At 72.7% G+C, this 13,294-nt stretch carries 17 protein-coding genes; 12 read left to right on the top strand and 5 right to left on the bottom strand.

The window, feature by feature from the left end:
* Positions 1-62 precede the first annotated feature (62 nt).
* The 6 genes from HCN51_RS06265 to HCN51_RS06240 all read left to right on the top strand — a co-directional run bounded on the left by HCN51_RS06265 (position 63) and on the right by HCN51_RS06240 (position 3,601).
* Positions 63-815 (top strand): class I SAM-dependent methyltransferase, encoded by a 753-nt coding sequence (locus tag HCN51_RS06265; RefSeq protein ID WP_168007716.1) that lies wholly within the window; start codon positions 63-65, stop codon positions 813-815.
* Positions 816-911: 96 nt separating this feature from the next.
* The gene (locus HCN51_RS06260; protein WP_155126423.1) at positions 912-1,085 is read left to right on the top strand and encodes a hypothetical protein; all 174 of its coding nucleotides are present in this window, start codon (positions 912-914) and stop codon (positions 1,083-1,085) included.
* 72 nt (positions 1,086-1,157) lie between these two features.
* Complete coding sequence (locus HCN51_RS06255) at positions 1,158-1,538, top strand: phage holin family protein (RefSeq protein ID WP_080046444.1); 381 nt, start codon at positions 1,158-1,160, stop codon at positions 1,536-1,538.
* Positions 1,535-2,212 carry a DUF3618 domain-containing protein gene (locus HCN51_RS06250; RefSeq protein ID WP_168007712.1) on the top strand — a complete coding sequence of 226 codons (678 nt, stop codon included), beginning with the start codon at positions 1,535-1,537 and terminating at the stop codon, positions 2,210-2,212. Before HCN51_RS06255 ends, HCN51_RS06250 begins: the two co-directional genes overlap by 4 nt.
* Positions 2,213-2,219: 7 nt before the next feature.
* Complete coding sequence (locus HCN51_RS06245) at positions 2,220-3,170, top strand: YihY/virulence factor BrkB family protein (RefSeq protein ID WP_168007710.1); 951 nt, start codon at positions 2,220-2,222, stop codon at positions 3,168-3,170.
* Positions 3,167-3,601, top strand: a complete 435-nt coding sequence (locus tag HCN51_RS06240) for a protease inhibitor I42 family protein (RefSeq protein WP_168007708.1) — start codon at positions 3,167-3,169, stop codon at positions 3,599-3,601. The genes HCN51_RS06245 and HCN51_RS06240 overlap by 4 nt, the downstream gene beginning before the upstream one ends.
* 63 nt (positions 3,602-3,664) lie before the next feature.
* On the opposite strand, the gene HCN51_RS57990 is transcribed toward HCN51_RS06240, so the two are convergent.
* Both HCN51_RS57990 and HCN51_RS06230 read right to left on the bottom strand, forming a co-directional pair.
* A complete protein-coding gene (locus tag HCN51_RS57990; protein WP_346433547.1) occupies positions 3,665-4,240 on the bottom strand; it encodes a TetR/AcrR family transcriptional regulator in 576 nt (191 codons plus the stop codon).
* 6 nt (positions 4,241-4,246) lie between these two features.
* Positions 4,247-5,779 (bottom strand): MFS transporter, encoded by a 1,533-nt coding sequence (locus HCN51_RS06230; RefSeq protein ID WP_168007706.1) that lies wholly within the window; start codon positions 5,777-5,779, stop codon positions 4,247-4,249.
* 52 nt (positions 5,780-5,831) lie between these two features.
* On the opposite strand from HCN51_RS06230, the gene HCN51_RS06225 reads away from it, so the two are divergent.
* From HCN51_RS06225 to HCN51_RS06200, 6 genes are all read left to right on the top strand, one after another.
* Positions 5,832-6,557, top strand: a complete 726-nt coding sequence (locus tag HCN51_RS06225) for a DUF1838 family protein (protein ID WP_168007704.1) — start codon at positions 5,832-5,834, stop codon at positions 6,555-6,557.
* On the top strand, positions 6,554-6,958 hold the full coding sequence (locus HCN51_RS06220; RefSeq protein WP_168007702.1) for an HIT domain-containing protein: 405 nt from the start codon (positions 6,554-6,556) through the stop codon (positions 6,956-6,958). The genes HCN51_RS06225 and HCN51_RS06220 overlap by 4 nt, the downstream gene beginning before the upstream one ends.
* Positions 6,959-7,100: 142 nt before the next feature.
* Positions 7,101-8,282, top strand: coding sequence for a histidine kinase (locus HCN51_RS06215; protein ID WP_080036604.1), 1,182 nt, complete (start codon positions 7,101-7,103; stop codon positions 8,280-8,282).
* A gap of 153 nt (positions 8,283-8,435) precedes the next feature.
* On the top strand, positions 8,436-9,188 hold the full coding sequence (locus HCN51_RS06210) for a LytTR family transcriptional regulator DNA-binding domain-containing protein (RefSeq protein WP_168007699.1): 753 nt from the start codon (positions 8,436-8,438) through the stop codon (positions 9,186-9,188).
* Positions 9,185-9,688, top strand: coding sequence for a hypothetical protein (locus tag HCN51_RS06205; RefSeq protein ID WP_206066626.1), 504 nt, complete (start codon positions 9,185-9,187; stop codon positions 9,686-9,688). Before HCN51_RS06210 ends, HCN51_RS06205 begins: the two co-directional genes overlap by 4 nt.
* A gap of 34 nt (positions 9,689-9,722) precedes the next feature.
* Positions 9,723-11,210 (top strand): sodium/solute symporter, encoded by a 1,488-nt coding sequence (locus tag HCN51_RS06200; RefSeq protein ID WP_168007697.1) that lies wholly within the window; start codon positions 9,723-9,725, stop codon positions 11,208-11,210.
* Positions 11,211-11,229: 19 nt separating this feature from the next.
* Here HCN51_RS06200 and HCN51_RS06195 read toward each other — a convergent pair whose 3' ends face one another.
* The 3 genes from HCN51_RS06195 to HCN51_RS06185 all read right to left on the bottom strand — a co-directional run bounded on the left by HCN51_RS06195 (position 11,230) and on the right by HCN51_RS06185 (position 13,284).
* Entirely contained in the window at positions 11,230-11,496 is a 267-nt protein-coding gene (locus tag HCN51_RS06195; protein WP_168007695.1) for a hypothetical protein, read from the bottom strand.
* A gap of 11 nt (positions 11,497-11,507) precedes the next feature.
* Positions 11,508-12,221, bottom strand: coding sequence for a thioesterase (locus tag HCN51_RS06190; RefSeq protein ID WP_206066625.1), 714 nt, complete (start codon positions 12,219-12,221; stop codon positions 11,508-11,510).
* Positions 12,222-12,318: 97 nt separating this feature from the next.
* Positions 12,319-13,284, bottom strand: coding sequence for a substrate-binding domain-containing protein (locus HCN51_RS06185; RefSeq protein WP_168007693.1), 966 nt, complete (start codon positions 13,282-13,284; stop codon positions 12,319-12,321).
* Between the last annotated feature and the right edge of the window lie 10 nt (positions 13,285-13,294).

Genomic DNA, 13,294 nt, shown 5'->3' with positions numbered 1-13,294 from the left:
CCGCGGAAGATCGGTGCCGGGCGCGGGCGGCCTGTGGACAACTGGCGGTTAGGGTCGGAGGCATGAGGTTTTCGGGGGCCGAGAGCAGGTGGCGTGAGGGGCTGGGCACGCTGCGCGACGTCGTCCGCCAGGAGCTGGTGACCCGCCAGCTCGCCGAGAACCTGCCCGCCACCGCCTGCCGCGTCCTCGACGTCGGCTCCGGGCAGGGCACGCAGGCGCTCAGGATGGCCGCCAGGGGCCACCAGGTGACCGCGCTGGACGCCTCCCGGGAGCTGCTCGACCTCCTGGAGGCGGGGATCCAGCCCGGTATGCGGGTCAGGACCGTGCAGGCCGACGCGGAGCGGCTGGGGGAGCTGTTCGAGCCGGGCGGGTTCGACGTGGTCCTCTGTCATGGTGTGCTGATGTACTTCGACGACCCCGATCCGCTTCTCGCCGGTCTGGCGGGCGTGCTGGCACCGGGCGGGGTGCTGTCGCTGCTCGTACGCAACGGTGACGGGCTGGCCATGCGGCCCGGGTTGCAGGGTGACTGGGCGGGGGCGCTGAGGGCGTTCGACGAGACGCGTTACCGGAACCGGATCGGCGTCACGGCCAGGGCCGACCGGCTGGGGGAGCTGACGCGGCGGCTGGCGGGGCACGGGCTGGAGGTGGGGCGCTGGTACGGCGTGCGCGTGTTCAGCGACCTCGCGCCCCGTGACGCGCCCATCCCCGCCGATCTCGACGCGCTGCTGGCGGCCGAGGAGCGGGCGGGCAGCACCGATCCCTACCGGGCGGTGGCCGCCCTCACGCATCTCATCTGCCGCCCCGCCGCCGGTTGAAGGAGGGCGATCCGCCCCGGCAACCTGAAGCAGGAACCCGACAAAGGCGATGTATCGCGTGTGTTGTCCCGCCGTCCGAAGGCGTACGATTGTGGTATGAACCCTCCCGGATCGTGGTGTGAGCGGCCCAAGCCGCAGGCTCCCTCGTGCGAGCTGCCGTCCCCGTGGAGCAAGCCGAAGCAGCCCGACAACTGGTGCGAGGTCCAGAAGGACCCGGTGCTGTCCGTGCTGGGGTTCCTGTTCAAGGCCGCCGCGAAGAAGCGCCGCTGAGCGCGTGACAGCCGGGTGATAGAAGCCCGGTTGTCGGGGTAGTCGCCTTCCTCATTGGAGGAGGCGAACGTCGTGAACGACACTCACAAACTGGTCAACGATCTCTCCGAGCAGGTCTCCAGGCTCGTCAAGGATGAGCTTCGCCTGGCCAGGATGGAGCTCACGGAGAAGGGCAAGCGCGCCGGTTTCGGCGCCGGCCTGTTCGGCGCGGCGGGAATGGCCGCGTTCTTCGGCGGTGCGGCCCTGGTGGCCGCCGTCGTCATGCTCCTCGCTCTGGTGCTGCCCGGGTGGGCGGCCGCCGCGATCGTGGCGGGAGCGCTGTTCATCGCCGCCGCCGTGCTCGGGCTTTTTGGCAAGAACGAGGTCAAACGGGCCACGCCGCCGGTCCCCGAGGAGGCCATCGCGAGCGTCAAGGCCGACATCGACATGGTCAAGGAGAGGGCACGGCGATGAGCGAGACGGACCCGGGATACAGCCAGCAGCACGCCGGTGACGTCGGAGCGCACCGGGCCACGGTGGGCACGCCGACGGAGCGCGAGTCCATCAACGTCCCTCCGACCAGGCCGGAGGCGGCGGACAACGCGCGCAGGGCCGAGGCGGCCCGCCAGGAACACGAGACGTTCATTCCCGAGGCCCCCATCCAGGACGAGCGTTCCGAAGCGGTCGAGCACCTGCGGACGGAAGAGGAGTCCCTGGGCAGCGGCGCGGGCCGCGGGAACGACGAGGAAGAGGAGGACGAGGACGACGTGCGCAAGGACATCCAGGAGACGCGCAGAGAAATGGGCGAGACCGTGAGTCAGCTCGCGGCCAAGGCCGACGTGAAGGCCCGCGCGGGCCACGCGGCGGAGGTGGCCAAGGACCGGGCGGGCCACGCCGCCGAGGTGGCCAAGGACCGCGCGGGTCACGCCGCCGAGGTCGCGAAGGACCGGGCCGCCGACGCGGCCGAGCTGGTCAAGGGCAAGGCGTCGGAGGTGGCGGGCAAGGTTCGCGAGAGCACGCCCGACCAGGTCAAGGACGCCGCCGCCGAGGCGAGGAAGCGGCCCGTGCTGCTGATCGCGGTGGTCGGCGCGGTGGCCGCGTTCGCGGTGCGCCGGATGATGCGGCGCCGCAGGGTGATGACCAAGTAGGAATCGCATGCGTTCCCCCCGAGCTGTCCCCGACCATCCCGCCGAGCTGCCGCGCCGCGCGTGGTGGCACGTGTTATGGCGGACGGTCGCCGAGTTCCGCAACGACCGGGTGCCGGATCTGGCGGCGGGGCTGACGTACTACGCCGTGCTGTCGATCTTCCCGGCGCTGATCGTGCTGGTGTCCCTGTTCCGCCTGCTGGGCAGGCAGGACGCGGCCGCGGTCGTGGGCAGCCTGCTCCAGGTGGCGCCCGCCGAGGTGCGTACCGTGATCCAGCAGGGCGTGGAGGCGGTCCAGGGCACGAACCAGACGGCGAGCATCGTCGCCGTCGCCGGGCTGCTCGTCGCCCTGTGGTCGGCGTCCGGTTACGTGGCCGCCTTCATCAGGGCCGGCAACGTGATCTACGACATCGAGGAGGGCCGCCCGTTCTGGAAGGTGACCCCGCTCAGGATCGCGCTGACGGTGCTGACCACCGTGCTGCTCGCGGTGGGCGCCGTCGCCGTCACCCTCACGGGCAAGCTGGCCGAGGCCGCGGGCTCGGCGCTCGGCCTGAGCGACGCGGTGGTGACGGCGTGGAACGTGCTCAAGTGGCCCGTCCTCGCGCTCGTCGCCGCAGGCATGATCATGGTGCTGTACTGGGCGGCGCCGAACGTCCGCCAGCCGGGCGTGCGCTGGCTGTCGCCGGGCGGGCTGCTCGCGGTGCTGCTGTGGGTGGTCGTCTCCGGCGGTTTCGCCCTGTACGCGGCCCGCTTCGCCTCCTACGACAAGACGTACGGGACGCTCGCCGCGGTCGTGGTCTTCCTCGTCTGGCTCTGGCTGTCGAACATGGTGCTGCTGCTCGGCGCCGAGCTGGACGCCGAGCTGATGAGGCAGCGCAGGATCGCCGAAGGGCAACCGGCCGAGCGGGAGCCGTACGCGGTGCCACGAGACCCGCCCAAGGCCGATAACCTTCCAGAGTGATACGCCGAACGCTTGCCGCAGCCCTGCTCGTCCTCCTGACGGCGGGGTGCGGCGGCGGGTCGGCGGTGAGCGACTACGGCAAGGTCGTCCAGGGCGCCAAGGGCGCGACGGTGCAGGTCGAGGTGCGTTCCGGGCAGCGGTTCTCGCTGAGCGTCCCTGAGAACGCGTCCGTGGGCGACAGCTGGGACCTGGTGGAGGTGCCCGACGCGAAGGTGGCCTCGTTCATCAGCGAGGAGCACGAGAGCGACGGCGGCGGGCCGGGGTCGGGCGGCACCACCTACTTCGTCTTCAACGGCAAGCAGCCGGGCACGACCGAGATCCGGCTGCGCGACTGCTGGCGGTGCGGGCAGGACAAGACGCCCACGACGGAGGAGAGCAAGCAGCAGTCGGGCGAGGCGATCTTCGCCGTGACCGTCGTCAGCGCCCGCTGACGACGATCGAGCCGTCGGCGCCCGCTGACAAAGATCCGGTCGCCGGCGCCCGCTGGCACAAATCTAGGGAAGCAGGGCGCGGCACAGCACCGCGAGCGTGGTGCTCGTGGTCGGCTCCGGGTCCGCGCCCGCCGCGAGCCGCCGCTGCGCCTCGCCCAGGATGGCCCACCCCAGGTGCGCCACCAGGTCGGGGCGCTCGTGCCCGGCCTCGGCGACGATGTCGCGCAGCGGGGCGATCAGCGTCTCGTGGAGCTGGTCGAGCCGGTTCTGGCACTCCTGGGGCAGCTCCACGCTGGTGAGCGCGCGCAGCAGCGCGTAGTCGGGATGGGTCACGAACGACAGGGTGACCTCCCCGAACGCGCGGATCCTGGCCGCGGGCCCCGCCTCGCCGGCCGTCGCGCCCGCCAGCCGCTCGGCCCAGCGGGGGATGGCGTCCTCGACGAGCTGGGCCAGGATGTCGGCGGTGGAGGAGAAGTAGCGGTAGACGCTGGAGCGGGCCAGGCCCACCCGCGCCCCCACGGCCGCCGGGGTGAGGGCGGCCGGGCCGTCGGCCACCAGGATCTCCATGGCGGCCGCCAGCAGGGCCGCGTGCTGGGTGGCACGGTGGTCGGCCACCGTGGCCGCGTTGATCCTGGGCACCCGGGCTCACTCCTCCTCGCGTCGTCTCCCCCCAGTATCGGGCAGCAGGAACGTCGCCCCGACGCCCGCGAGCAGCGCGAGCCCCGTCACGATCGTGACCCGGCGGGTGGCGTCGGCCGACGCGCCGACGGCCGCCGCGTGCTGCGCCGGGTCCCGGATGGCGGGGATGGCGGTGCCGCCGCTCTCGCGTACCGCACGCGCCAGCTCGGGGTGGCCGGGCAGGCGGTCGTTCATGGCGGTGCCGAGCCCGGTGACCAGCACCGCGCCGAGCACCGCGACGCCGATCGCGGCGCCGAGCTGGCGGATCGCGCTCTGCAGGCCGGACGCGGCGCCGGACTTCCTGGCCGGTACGCCGGCGAGCATGACGTTCGGCAGCTGGGCCGAGGCGAAACCGATGCCGATCCCGTACGTGACGAGCCAGGGCACCAGCGACCACGGGCCGATCGACGGGGAGACGGTCAGGCCGATCGCGAGTGCCGAGCCGGCCTCCAGCGCCAGCCCGAGCCGGACGATGACGCGCGGCGCGAACCGCAGCTTGGGCACCACCCCGCCGGCCAGGAACGTGCCGGCGGCGAGCGCGGCCACGATCAGCCCCGTCCGGAACGCGGTGAACCCGATGGCCGACTGCAGGAACAACGGCAGCACCAGGATCAGGCCGAACTCGCCGAGCATCACGATCATCGCGGCGGCGCCGCCGTACCGGAAGGAGGGCAGGGCGAACAGGGACAGGTCGAGCACGACCGGCCGCCCCGCGCGGGCCCTGGCGCGTTCGACGAGCACGAGCGCGGGCAGCGCGAGGGCGGCCAGCGCGAACGCGAGCGGCACCGGCGACAGCCCGCCGGAGCCGTCGGCGGCGGTGAACCAGCCGTACGTCTGGCCCTCGATCAGCCCGAACACCAGCGCCGACGGCCCGATCACCGACAGCAGCAGGCCGGGCACGTCGGCGCCACCCGCCCGCGGGTCGCGCGACTCGGGCACCTTGAGGGTGCCGAGCAGGACGAGCAGGCCGATGGGCAGGTTCACCCAGAACGCCCAGCGCCAGCCGAGGTCCGTCACCACCCAGCCGCCGAGCAGCGGCCCGAGCGCCGCCATGCCGCCGATGACGGAGCCCCAGACGGCGAACGCGACCGTCCTGCGGGTGCCGGTGTAGAGGGCGTTGACGACGGCGAGCGTCATCGGCACCACCATGGACGCGCCGACGCCCTGGAGCACCCGCGCGCCGATCAGCAGCGCCCCGCCGGCCGCCGTGGCCGCCAGCAGGCTGGCCGCCAGGAAGATCGCCAGCCCGATCCGGAACGTCCTGCGCCTGCCGCGCACGTCGCCCATGCGGCCGAGGGGGATGAGCAGGGCGGCGAAGGCCAGCGAGTAGATGGAGTTCACCCATTCGACGTCGGTGGCCGAGAGGCGGAGGTCGGCCATGATCGTGGGGACGGCCACGTTCACGATCGTCGCGTCGATGACGATCATCGACATGCCGACGCCCAGGACGACGAGGGGGAGCCAGCTCTGACGCTGCGTCCCCTCAGTTAGCGACACCATGTTTCTAACATAGCAACACGTTGTCGCGAAGTGACGGGATAGGCTGCGGATCATGGACTTCATCCGCGTTCGCGCCTCCTCCGACGGGGCGGAGACGATCTCGTACTGGACCGGCGACGTCTACGGCTGGCAGGACGACGACGGGCCGCACCACCTGTTCGGGTTCGAGGGGCTCAACGTGGCCAGGGCCGTCGAGGCCGAAGGCGGCTGGCAGCTCCTCACCCGGGAGGCCGCCCTCTACCTCGACCCCAAGACGAGGGACGTGCTCGACACCTGGGCCAACCCGATCACCGGGCGCGAGGTCGAGGTCATGCACGTCTTCAACGACCCCGTCAACCAGCGGCTCGGCGCCTACCCGGTGCCCGAGACCCGGCTCGGCGGCCAGATCGTCTACAACGTCGACGTGCGCCTCGCCTACCCGTCGCCGCTCAAGGTCGCCGACTATCCCGACAACTCCGCGAGCGACACCTACCGCGCGATGGAGCTGTTCCAGTTCTTCGCCTCCGCCTCCGACATCGAGTCGGGCATTCCCGACGTGCCGTGCGTGTTCTCCTGGTGCCGCGTCTCGCCGTGGCTGCCGTGGATGGCCATGGGGCAGCGCGGCGGCGCCCTCGTCTACCACTGCCGGGGCGCCAAGGTACCCGTCGGCGACGTGCCCGCGCGGCTGCGCGACCGCGTCGGCGAGCACTACCTGCACGCCCCCGCCGCATGGTCCGGGCCCAACATGACGAGCTGGACCGCCTTCCGTGACCGGCCGGCCGATAAGGTCGGTCGGTGAGCACCGACCTGTTCTGCGAGATCATCGCGGGGGAACGGCCCGCCTACGTGGTCGCCTCCGACGAGGTGGCCGTCTCCTTCCTCGACACCCGCCCGGTCTTCAAGGGGCACGTCCTGGTCGTGCCCCGCACCCACGTGGAAACCCTCACCGACCTCGCCGACGTCGGGCCGTTCTTCCAGCGCGTGCAGGCCATGGCGCGCGCCGTCGAGCAGGGGCTGCAGGCCGGCGGCACGTTCGTGGCCATGAACAACCGCATCAGCCAGAGCGTGGCCCATCTGCACGTGCACGTCGTGCCGCGCAACAAGAAGGACGGGCTGCGCGGGTTCTTCTGGCCGCGCACGAAGTACGAGTCCGCCGAAGAGGCCCAGTCCTACGCCGACCTCATCTCCAAGGCCCTCTGACCTCGGGCCGCCGCCCACGCGCCGGCAGGGGTGCAGGGGATGCGCCCCCCTCCTCCCCAAACGACAGCACCGGAGTGCGGTGGGAGAGGGGCGTGAGGCGGCCGGCGCGACGGGGCCGGGAAAGGGGCTAGGCTCTGGCCGCGTGGAGTACCTGGTCGGGGTGGCCGTCGTCGCCGTGCTCGTCGGCGTGCCCGCGATCGTCCTGTGGCGGGTCATGCGGGGCCGCCGCGAGCTGGGCACGAGCCCGGCGGAGCGGGCCACGTTCGAGACGCTGCACACCGCGTCGCTGGCCGGGCCGCCGCTGCGGGCGGGCCTGACCGCCGACGGCGCCGAGCGGGCCTCGAAGCACCTGCGCGCGCTGCTCGGCTCGGCCGCGCTCGCGATCACCGACGGTGAGCGCCTGCTCGTGTACGACGGCGAGGGCGACGACCACCACGCCGAGCACGCGTTCGACCATGCGGCGGCCACGTTGAAGGACGGCCGCACGCAGGTGCTGACCATCGACTGCGACCTGCTGGAATGCCCGATCAGGCACGCCGTGGTGGTGCCGCTGACGACCGACGACCGGGTGGTGGGGGCGCTGGCCGCGTACGGGCAGAACGCCTCGGCGGGGCTGGTGCGGGCGGCGCAGGAGGTGGCGGGCTGGGTGGACTCGCAGCTCGAGCTGGCCGAGCTGGACCGCTCGCGCACGCTGCTGATGGAGGCCGAGGTACGGGCGCTGCGCGCGCAGATCTCGCCGCACTTCATCTACAACTCGCTCACCACGATCGCCTCCTTCGTCCGTACGGACCCGGAGCGGGCCAGGGAGCTGCTGCTGGAGTTCGCCGACTTCACCCGCTACTCCTTCCGGCGGCACGGCGAGTTCACGACGCTGGCCGAGGAACTGCGCTCGATCGACCGGTACCTGATCCTGGAACGGGCCAGGTTCGGCGACCAGCTCCAGGTCACGCTGCGCATCGCGCCGGAGGTGCTGCCGGTCGCGGTGCCGTTCCTGTGCCTGCAGCCGCTGGTCGAGAACGCCGTCCGGCACGGCCTGGAGAGCAAGAACGGCGTCGGCCGCATCACGATCATCGCCGAGGACGCCGGCGCGGAGTGCCGCATCAGCGTCGAGGACGACGGCCTCGGCATGGACCCCGACCGGCTGCGCCGCATCCTCGCCGGCGAGATCACCCCGGCGGGCGGCGTCGGGCTGGCGAACGTGGACGAGCGGCTGCGCCAGGTGTACGGCGACGAGTACGGCCTGGTCGTCGAGACGGCGCGCGGCGCTGGCTGCAAGGTCAACATCCGGCTGCCCAAGTACCACCCGGGCGTCTCCGCCCGCTAGGGACGTCCAGGAGCCGCCCCGCTAGGGGCGTCCTGGGGGCGTCCTGGGGCCCGCATCCGGCGTCGGCGGTGAGCCCTGGCGGAGCTGTGACCAGGCTGTGACGGCCTTGACGTCTGTTACGTGCTTTCATCACTCTCGTCGTGAGGAGGAAATGTGAGCGGGCTCCGGGTTCTGGCGGTCGATGACGAGCTTCCCGCGCTGGAAGACCTGTCGTACCTGCTGCGCGCCGACCCGCGGATCGGCGAGGTGGCGACGGCCAGGGACGGCGCGGCGGCGCTGCGCCTGCTGGACCGCGCCATCGCCGACGGGCGGCCCATCGACGCCGTCTTCCTCGACATCAGGATGCGCGGCCTCGACGGCGTCGTCCTCGGGCGGCTGCTGTCGCAGTTCGCCAACCCGCCCCGCGTGGTGTTCGTGACCGCGTACGAGGAGCACGCGGTGGACGCGTTCGAGATCAAGGCCGAGGACTACCTGCTCAAGCCGGTGCGGCCGGAGCGGCTGGCCGAGGCGATCCGGCGCGTCGCCGTCTCGGCGGACGTGCCGGTCGAGGTGGGCGAGAGCGACACGATCCCGGTCGAGCTGGGCGGGGTGACCAGGTTCGTCTCCAGCGCCGACGTCATGTACGTGGAGGCGCACGGCGACTACGCCCGCCTGCACACCGCCGCCGGCAGCCACCTCGTCCGCATCCCGCTGGCGACGCTGGAGGAGCGGTGGTCGACGGCCGGGTTCGTGCGGGTGCACCGCAGCCATCTGGTGGCCGTCAAGCACATCGAGGAGCTGCACATCGACTCCGGTCGCTGCAGCGTACGGGTCGGGAGCACCGAGATCCCCGTCAGCCGCCGGCACACGCGCGAGCTGCGCGACCTGCTGGTGCGGCGGGCCAGGAAGGGCGGCAGGCAGGAATGAGCTCCGAACAGCGCCCGGCACGGCGTTCACCCCTGTCGCTGCCCCCGTCCCTGTCCCGCGCGGACGTCCCGCCTCGCGGCGGGGGGCGTGCGGACGCCCCCCAGGAGCGCCGCGACACCTCGCGCGGGCGTGCCGACGCGCCGCGCCGGGTCGCCGTCACCAGCCCGCGCACCGCCGCCGCCCGGCGCCCCCGCTACCCCGCCACCCGCGAGATCGACGAGCAGACCCGGCTCGGCGAGGTCTACATGCACTCCCTCCTGCGCACCCAATTCCGGCTGGCGTTGTTCGTGTGCACGGTGCTGGCGTGCGTGGTCGGCGGGCTGCCGCTGCTGTTCCTGCTGATCCCCGAGCTGCGCGAGGTGCACGTGCTCGGCGTGCCGCTCCCGTGGGCGGTGCTCGCCGGCCTCATCTACCCGGCCTTCGTCATCGGCGCCTGGCTGTACGTCCGCCAGGCCGAGCGCAACGAGCGGCACTTCGCCGAGCTGGTCGAACGCCGGTGACCGGGCACCGGACGGACGTCGCGGAGCCGGTCGGATGAGCCTGACGGCGGTGCTGGTCGTGGTGGTCGCGGCCGTGCTCATCGGGGCGTTCGGGATCAGGGTCTCGCGCACCACGTCCGACTTCTACGTCGCCTCCCGCACGGTCAGCCCCCTCTGGAACGCCTCGGCCATCGGCGGCGAGTACCTGTCGGCGGCGTCCTTCCTGGGCATCGCCGGGCTGATCCTGTCCTTCGGCGTGGACATGCTGTGGCTGCCCGTCGGCTGGACCGGCGGCTACCTCGTGCTGCTGGTGCTGGTCTCGGCGCCGCTGCGCCGGTCCGGGGCGTACACGCTGCCCGACTTCGCCGAGGCCAGGCTCGAGTCGATGACCGTGCGCCGCACCGCCAGCGTGCTCGTCGTCCTGATCGGCTGGCTCTACCTCATGCCGCAGTTCCAGAGCGCGGGCCTGGTGCTGCGCACGATCACCGGCGCGCCCGTGTGGGTGGGCGGGCTGCTGGTCGCGGTCGTCGTGGCGGTGAACGTGCTGTCCGGCGGGATGCGGTCGATCACGTTCGTGCAGGCGTTCCAGTACTGGCTCAAGCTGACCGCGCTGGCCGTGCCGCTGGTGTTCCTGCTGATGGCCTGGCAGGCCGACGGCGCGCCCGGCGTCAGCGCCGCCGACGCCGCCACCTGGCAGGTGCCGCTCGCCGGCAGCAAGGAGTACGGGCTGTACTCGACGTACTCGCTGATCCTGGCCACGTTCCTGGGCACGATGGGGCTGCCGCACGTGCTCGTCCGCTTCTACACCAACCCCGACGGGCGGGCCGCCCGCCGGACGACGCTCGTGGTGCTGTCGCTGCTCGGCGCCTTCTACCTGCTGCCCGCCGTGTACGGGTGGCTCGGCCGCATGTACGCGCCCGACCTCGTCCGCACCGACACCGTCGTGCTGACCCTGCCCTCGCGCATGATCGGCGGCACCCTCGGCGACCTCCTGACCGCCCTCGTCACCGCGGGCGCGTTCGCCGCCTTCCTGTCCACCTCCTCGGGCCTGACCGTCTCCGTGGCAGGCGTGATCGCCCAGGACCTGCTCAAGGGCGGCGTCCGCTCGTTCAGGATCGCCACCCTGATGGCGGTCGCGGTGCCGCTGGCCCTGGCGCTGTGGGCGCGGGCGCTGCCGGTGGCGGACGTGGTGGGGCTGGCCTTCGCCGTGGCGGCCTCGTCGTTCTGCCCGCTGCTGGTGCTGGGCATCTGGTGGCGCCGCCTGTCCACGACGGGAGCCCTGGCCGGATTGTTCGTGGGCGGCGGGCTGGCCTGCGCCGCCGTCCTCATGACGATCGTGGGCGGTCCCCAGGCCGGGCTGACGGGGGCGCTGCTGGCCCAGCCGGCGGCGTGGACGGTGCCGATCGCGTTCACCGTGATGGTGGCCGCGTCGTTCCTCACCCCGCACCGGGTGCCGGCCGGCGTGGCCAGGACCATGGTCCGGCTGCACACCCCGGAGGACCTCGACCTCGACCGCGGCGACTGGCGGCCCCGCTCGTCCTGACCGGGCCCGGAGGTGCCGGCTACGGGGTCGGCGGCTCCTCCGTGGCGTCCACGGGATCCGTGAGCTCGGCGGCCAGGCGGAAGTCGATGCGGATGTCGCGGTAGGTGACGTGCGGCTCGACCCGGTCGGGCAGGTTCGTGCGGTCGCTGCCCCACGCGCACTCCCCGACCGGCTCCGCCGCCGCGTGCACCGACACCTGCGGAGGTGCGTGGAAGCGGAGCTCCCTGGCCTTGGCGGAGGCGGTGATCTCCACGTCCGGGGTGGTGGGGTGCTCTGGTTTCGGCATGGTGATGGTGCTCACTTGCGGTTGCGGCGGCGTTTGAAATGGTAGCGGTGGCGGTGGTGCGGCTTGCCGGCGTCCGCCGGGTCCGGGTCCTGCGGCGGAGGGCCGACGTTCTCGGTGGCGCCTTCGCCCACGTCCCGGACGGTGCTCGTGGTGTCCTGGATCGCGTCACCGGCCACGGGTACGACCTCCTCGACCGCGTCCCCGGCTCCGGCGCCCACGTCGCGGACGGCGCCGCCCGCTCCGGCCCCCACGTCTCGCACTGCGCCGCCCGCTCCGGCCCCCACGTCGCGGACCGCGCTGCCGGCTCCCGCGCCCACGTCGCGGACGGCGTAGGCGGCGCCCGTGCCGACGTCGCGGACGGCGCCGCCGGCACCGGTGCCGAGGTCGCGGACGGCGGTGCCCAGGCCCCGCGTGAGGTTCTCCAGGATCTGCGGGTTGGCGTCGATGGTCCGCAGGACCCGGTCGATGATGCGGGCCACGTTGTCCAGCCGCACCTTCAGCAGCGCCTGCGCCTCGACGCCCTTGATGGTGAGGTTGACGGAGCCGAGGAAGACGTCGGCGCCGACGCTGAGCCGCAGCAGGTCGAGCACCTCGGCCTGGAGGGACACCTTGGCCCGCAGGTCCTGCACGTCGAGGGTGATCTCGTCGACCAGGACCACGGGCACGTCGAGGTAGACGTCCGGGTCGATGGCCTCGCTCGAAGCCCCGGTGCCGTCCTCCGACATGGTCCACCCCCGCTGCGCGTCGTACAGCGGGGTGGTTACCCGCCCCGTGCGGGCCTCAGCCGCGGAAGGGGGAGATGTGACCACATCTTGGGGCGGATCAGGAGGGTGGGGGGAGCTCGCCGGAGCCGCGGGGGACGAGCTCCACCGGCACCTTGATGCGGCGGGCCGCCGGTGACGGGTTGAGGAGGAGGTCCACGGCGGCGCGGGCCAGGCGGGCGGTGTCGTAGCGGACGACGGTGACGCCGGGGTTGAACACCTCGGCCAGCGCGAAGTCGTCGAACCCGACGTAGGCGGGCCGTTCGGGGCGTTCGCGCAGCGCCTGGAGGATGCCGATGGCGGCGCGGTTGTTGGTGGCGAAGAAGGCGGTGGGCGGGCAGGGCAGGTCGAGGAGCCTGGTGACCTCGCCGGAGACGCGGGCGGGGTCGTACAGCTCGCGGACGACCAGCTCCTCGTCGGCGGGCAGGCCGGCGGCGGTCAGGGCGGTGCGGTAGCCGGTGGCGCGGTCGCGGACGGAGCTGATGCCGTCGTCGTCGGAGATGAGCGCGATGCGGCGGTGGCCGCGGGCGAGCAGGTGCTCGGTGGCGATGCGGCCGCCCCACACGTCGTCGAGCAGCACCACGTCGGCGGCGTCGAGGCCGGCGGGCACCCGGTCGACGAACACGGTGGTGAGGCCGGCGTGCTCGGCCAGCCAGGAGTGGTCGGCGGCGGAGGGGACGACGATCAGGGAGTCGACGCCGCGGGTGTACATGGACTCGATGAGCATGCGTTCCTTGTCGGCGCTCTCCTCGTACGAGCCGAACACGACGAGGGCCTCGTGGTCGGCGGCGGCGGCTTCGACGGCGGCGGCCAGGCGGGAGTAGAACTCGTTGGAGATGTTCTCCATGACGAGCCCGAGCGTCAGCATGGTGGCGCCTCGGGCAAGGCGGGCGGCGGCCTCGTTGCGGCGGTAGCCGAGGGCGCTGATGGCGGCCTGCACCCTCCGCTGGAGCGACGCCCTGACGTGGGGCTCCTGGTTGACGACCCGGGACACCGTCTTGAGGCTCACCCCTGCCTGGCGGGCCACGTCCGCCATG

This window comes from Nonomuraea composti, from assembly GCF_012034275.1.
Taxonomy (GTDB): domain Bacteria; phylum Actinomycetota; class Actinomycetes; order Streptosporangiales; family Streptosporangiaceae; genus Nonomuraea; species Nonomuraea composti.
Note: the sequence above shows the minus strand (reverse complement) of the source record. Positions and strands in the feature narration are given on the sequence as shown.

Excerpts from the sequence above, each read along its gene's own strand:
- HCN51_RS06205 (WP_206066626.1), top strand. The coding sequence starts at position 9,185 with ATGAGCTCCGAACAGCGCCCGGCACGGCGTTCACCCCTGTCGCTGCCC.
- HCN51_RS06245 (WP_168007710.1), top strand. The coding sequence starts at position 2,220 with ATGCGTTCCCCCCGAGCTGTCCCCGACCATCCCGCCGAGCTGCCGCGC.
- HCN51_RS06230 (WP_168007706.1), bottom strand. The coding sequence starts at position 5,779 with ATGGTGTCGCTAACTGAGGGGACGCAGCGTCAGAGCTGGCTCCCCCTC.
- HCN51_RS06225 (WP_168007704.1), top strand. The coding sequence starts at position 5,832 with ATGGACTTCATCCGCGTTCGCGCCTCCTCCGACGGGGCGGAGACGATC.
- HCN51_RS06195 (WP_168007695.1), bottom strand. The coding sequence starts at position 11,496 with ATGCCGAAACCAGAGCACCCCACCACCCCGGACGTGGAGATCACCGCC.
- HCN51_RS06200 (WP_168007697.1), top strand. The coding sequence starts at position 9,723 with ATGAGCCTGACGGCGGTGCTGGTCGTGGTGGTCGCGGCCGTGCTCATC.
- HCN51_RS06250 (WP_168007712.1), top strand. The coding sequence starts at position 1,535 with ATGAGCGAGACGGACCCGGGATACAGCCAGCAGCACGCCGGTGACGTC.
- HCN51_RS06265 (WP_168007716.1), top strand. The coding sequence starts at position 63 with ATGAGGTTTTCGGGGGCCGAGAGCAGGTGGCGTGAGGGGCTGGGCACG.
- HCN51_RS06260 (WP_155126423.1), top strand. The coding sequence starts at position 912 with ATGAACCCTCCCGGATCGTGGTGTGAGCGGCCCAAGCCGCAGGCTCCC.
- HCN51_RS06190 (WP_206066625.1), bottom strand. The coding sequence starts at position 12,221 with ATGTCGGAGGACGGCACCGGGGCTTCGAGCGAGGCCATCGACCCGGAC.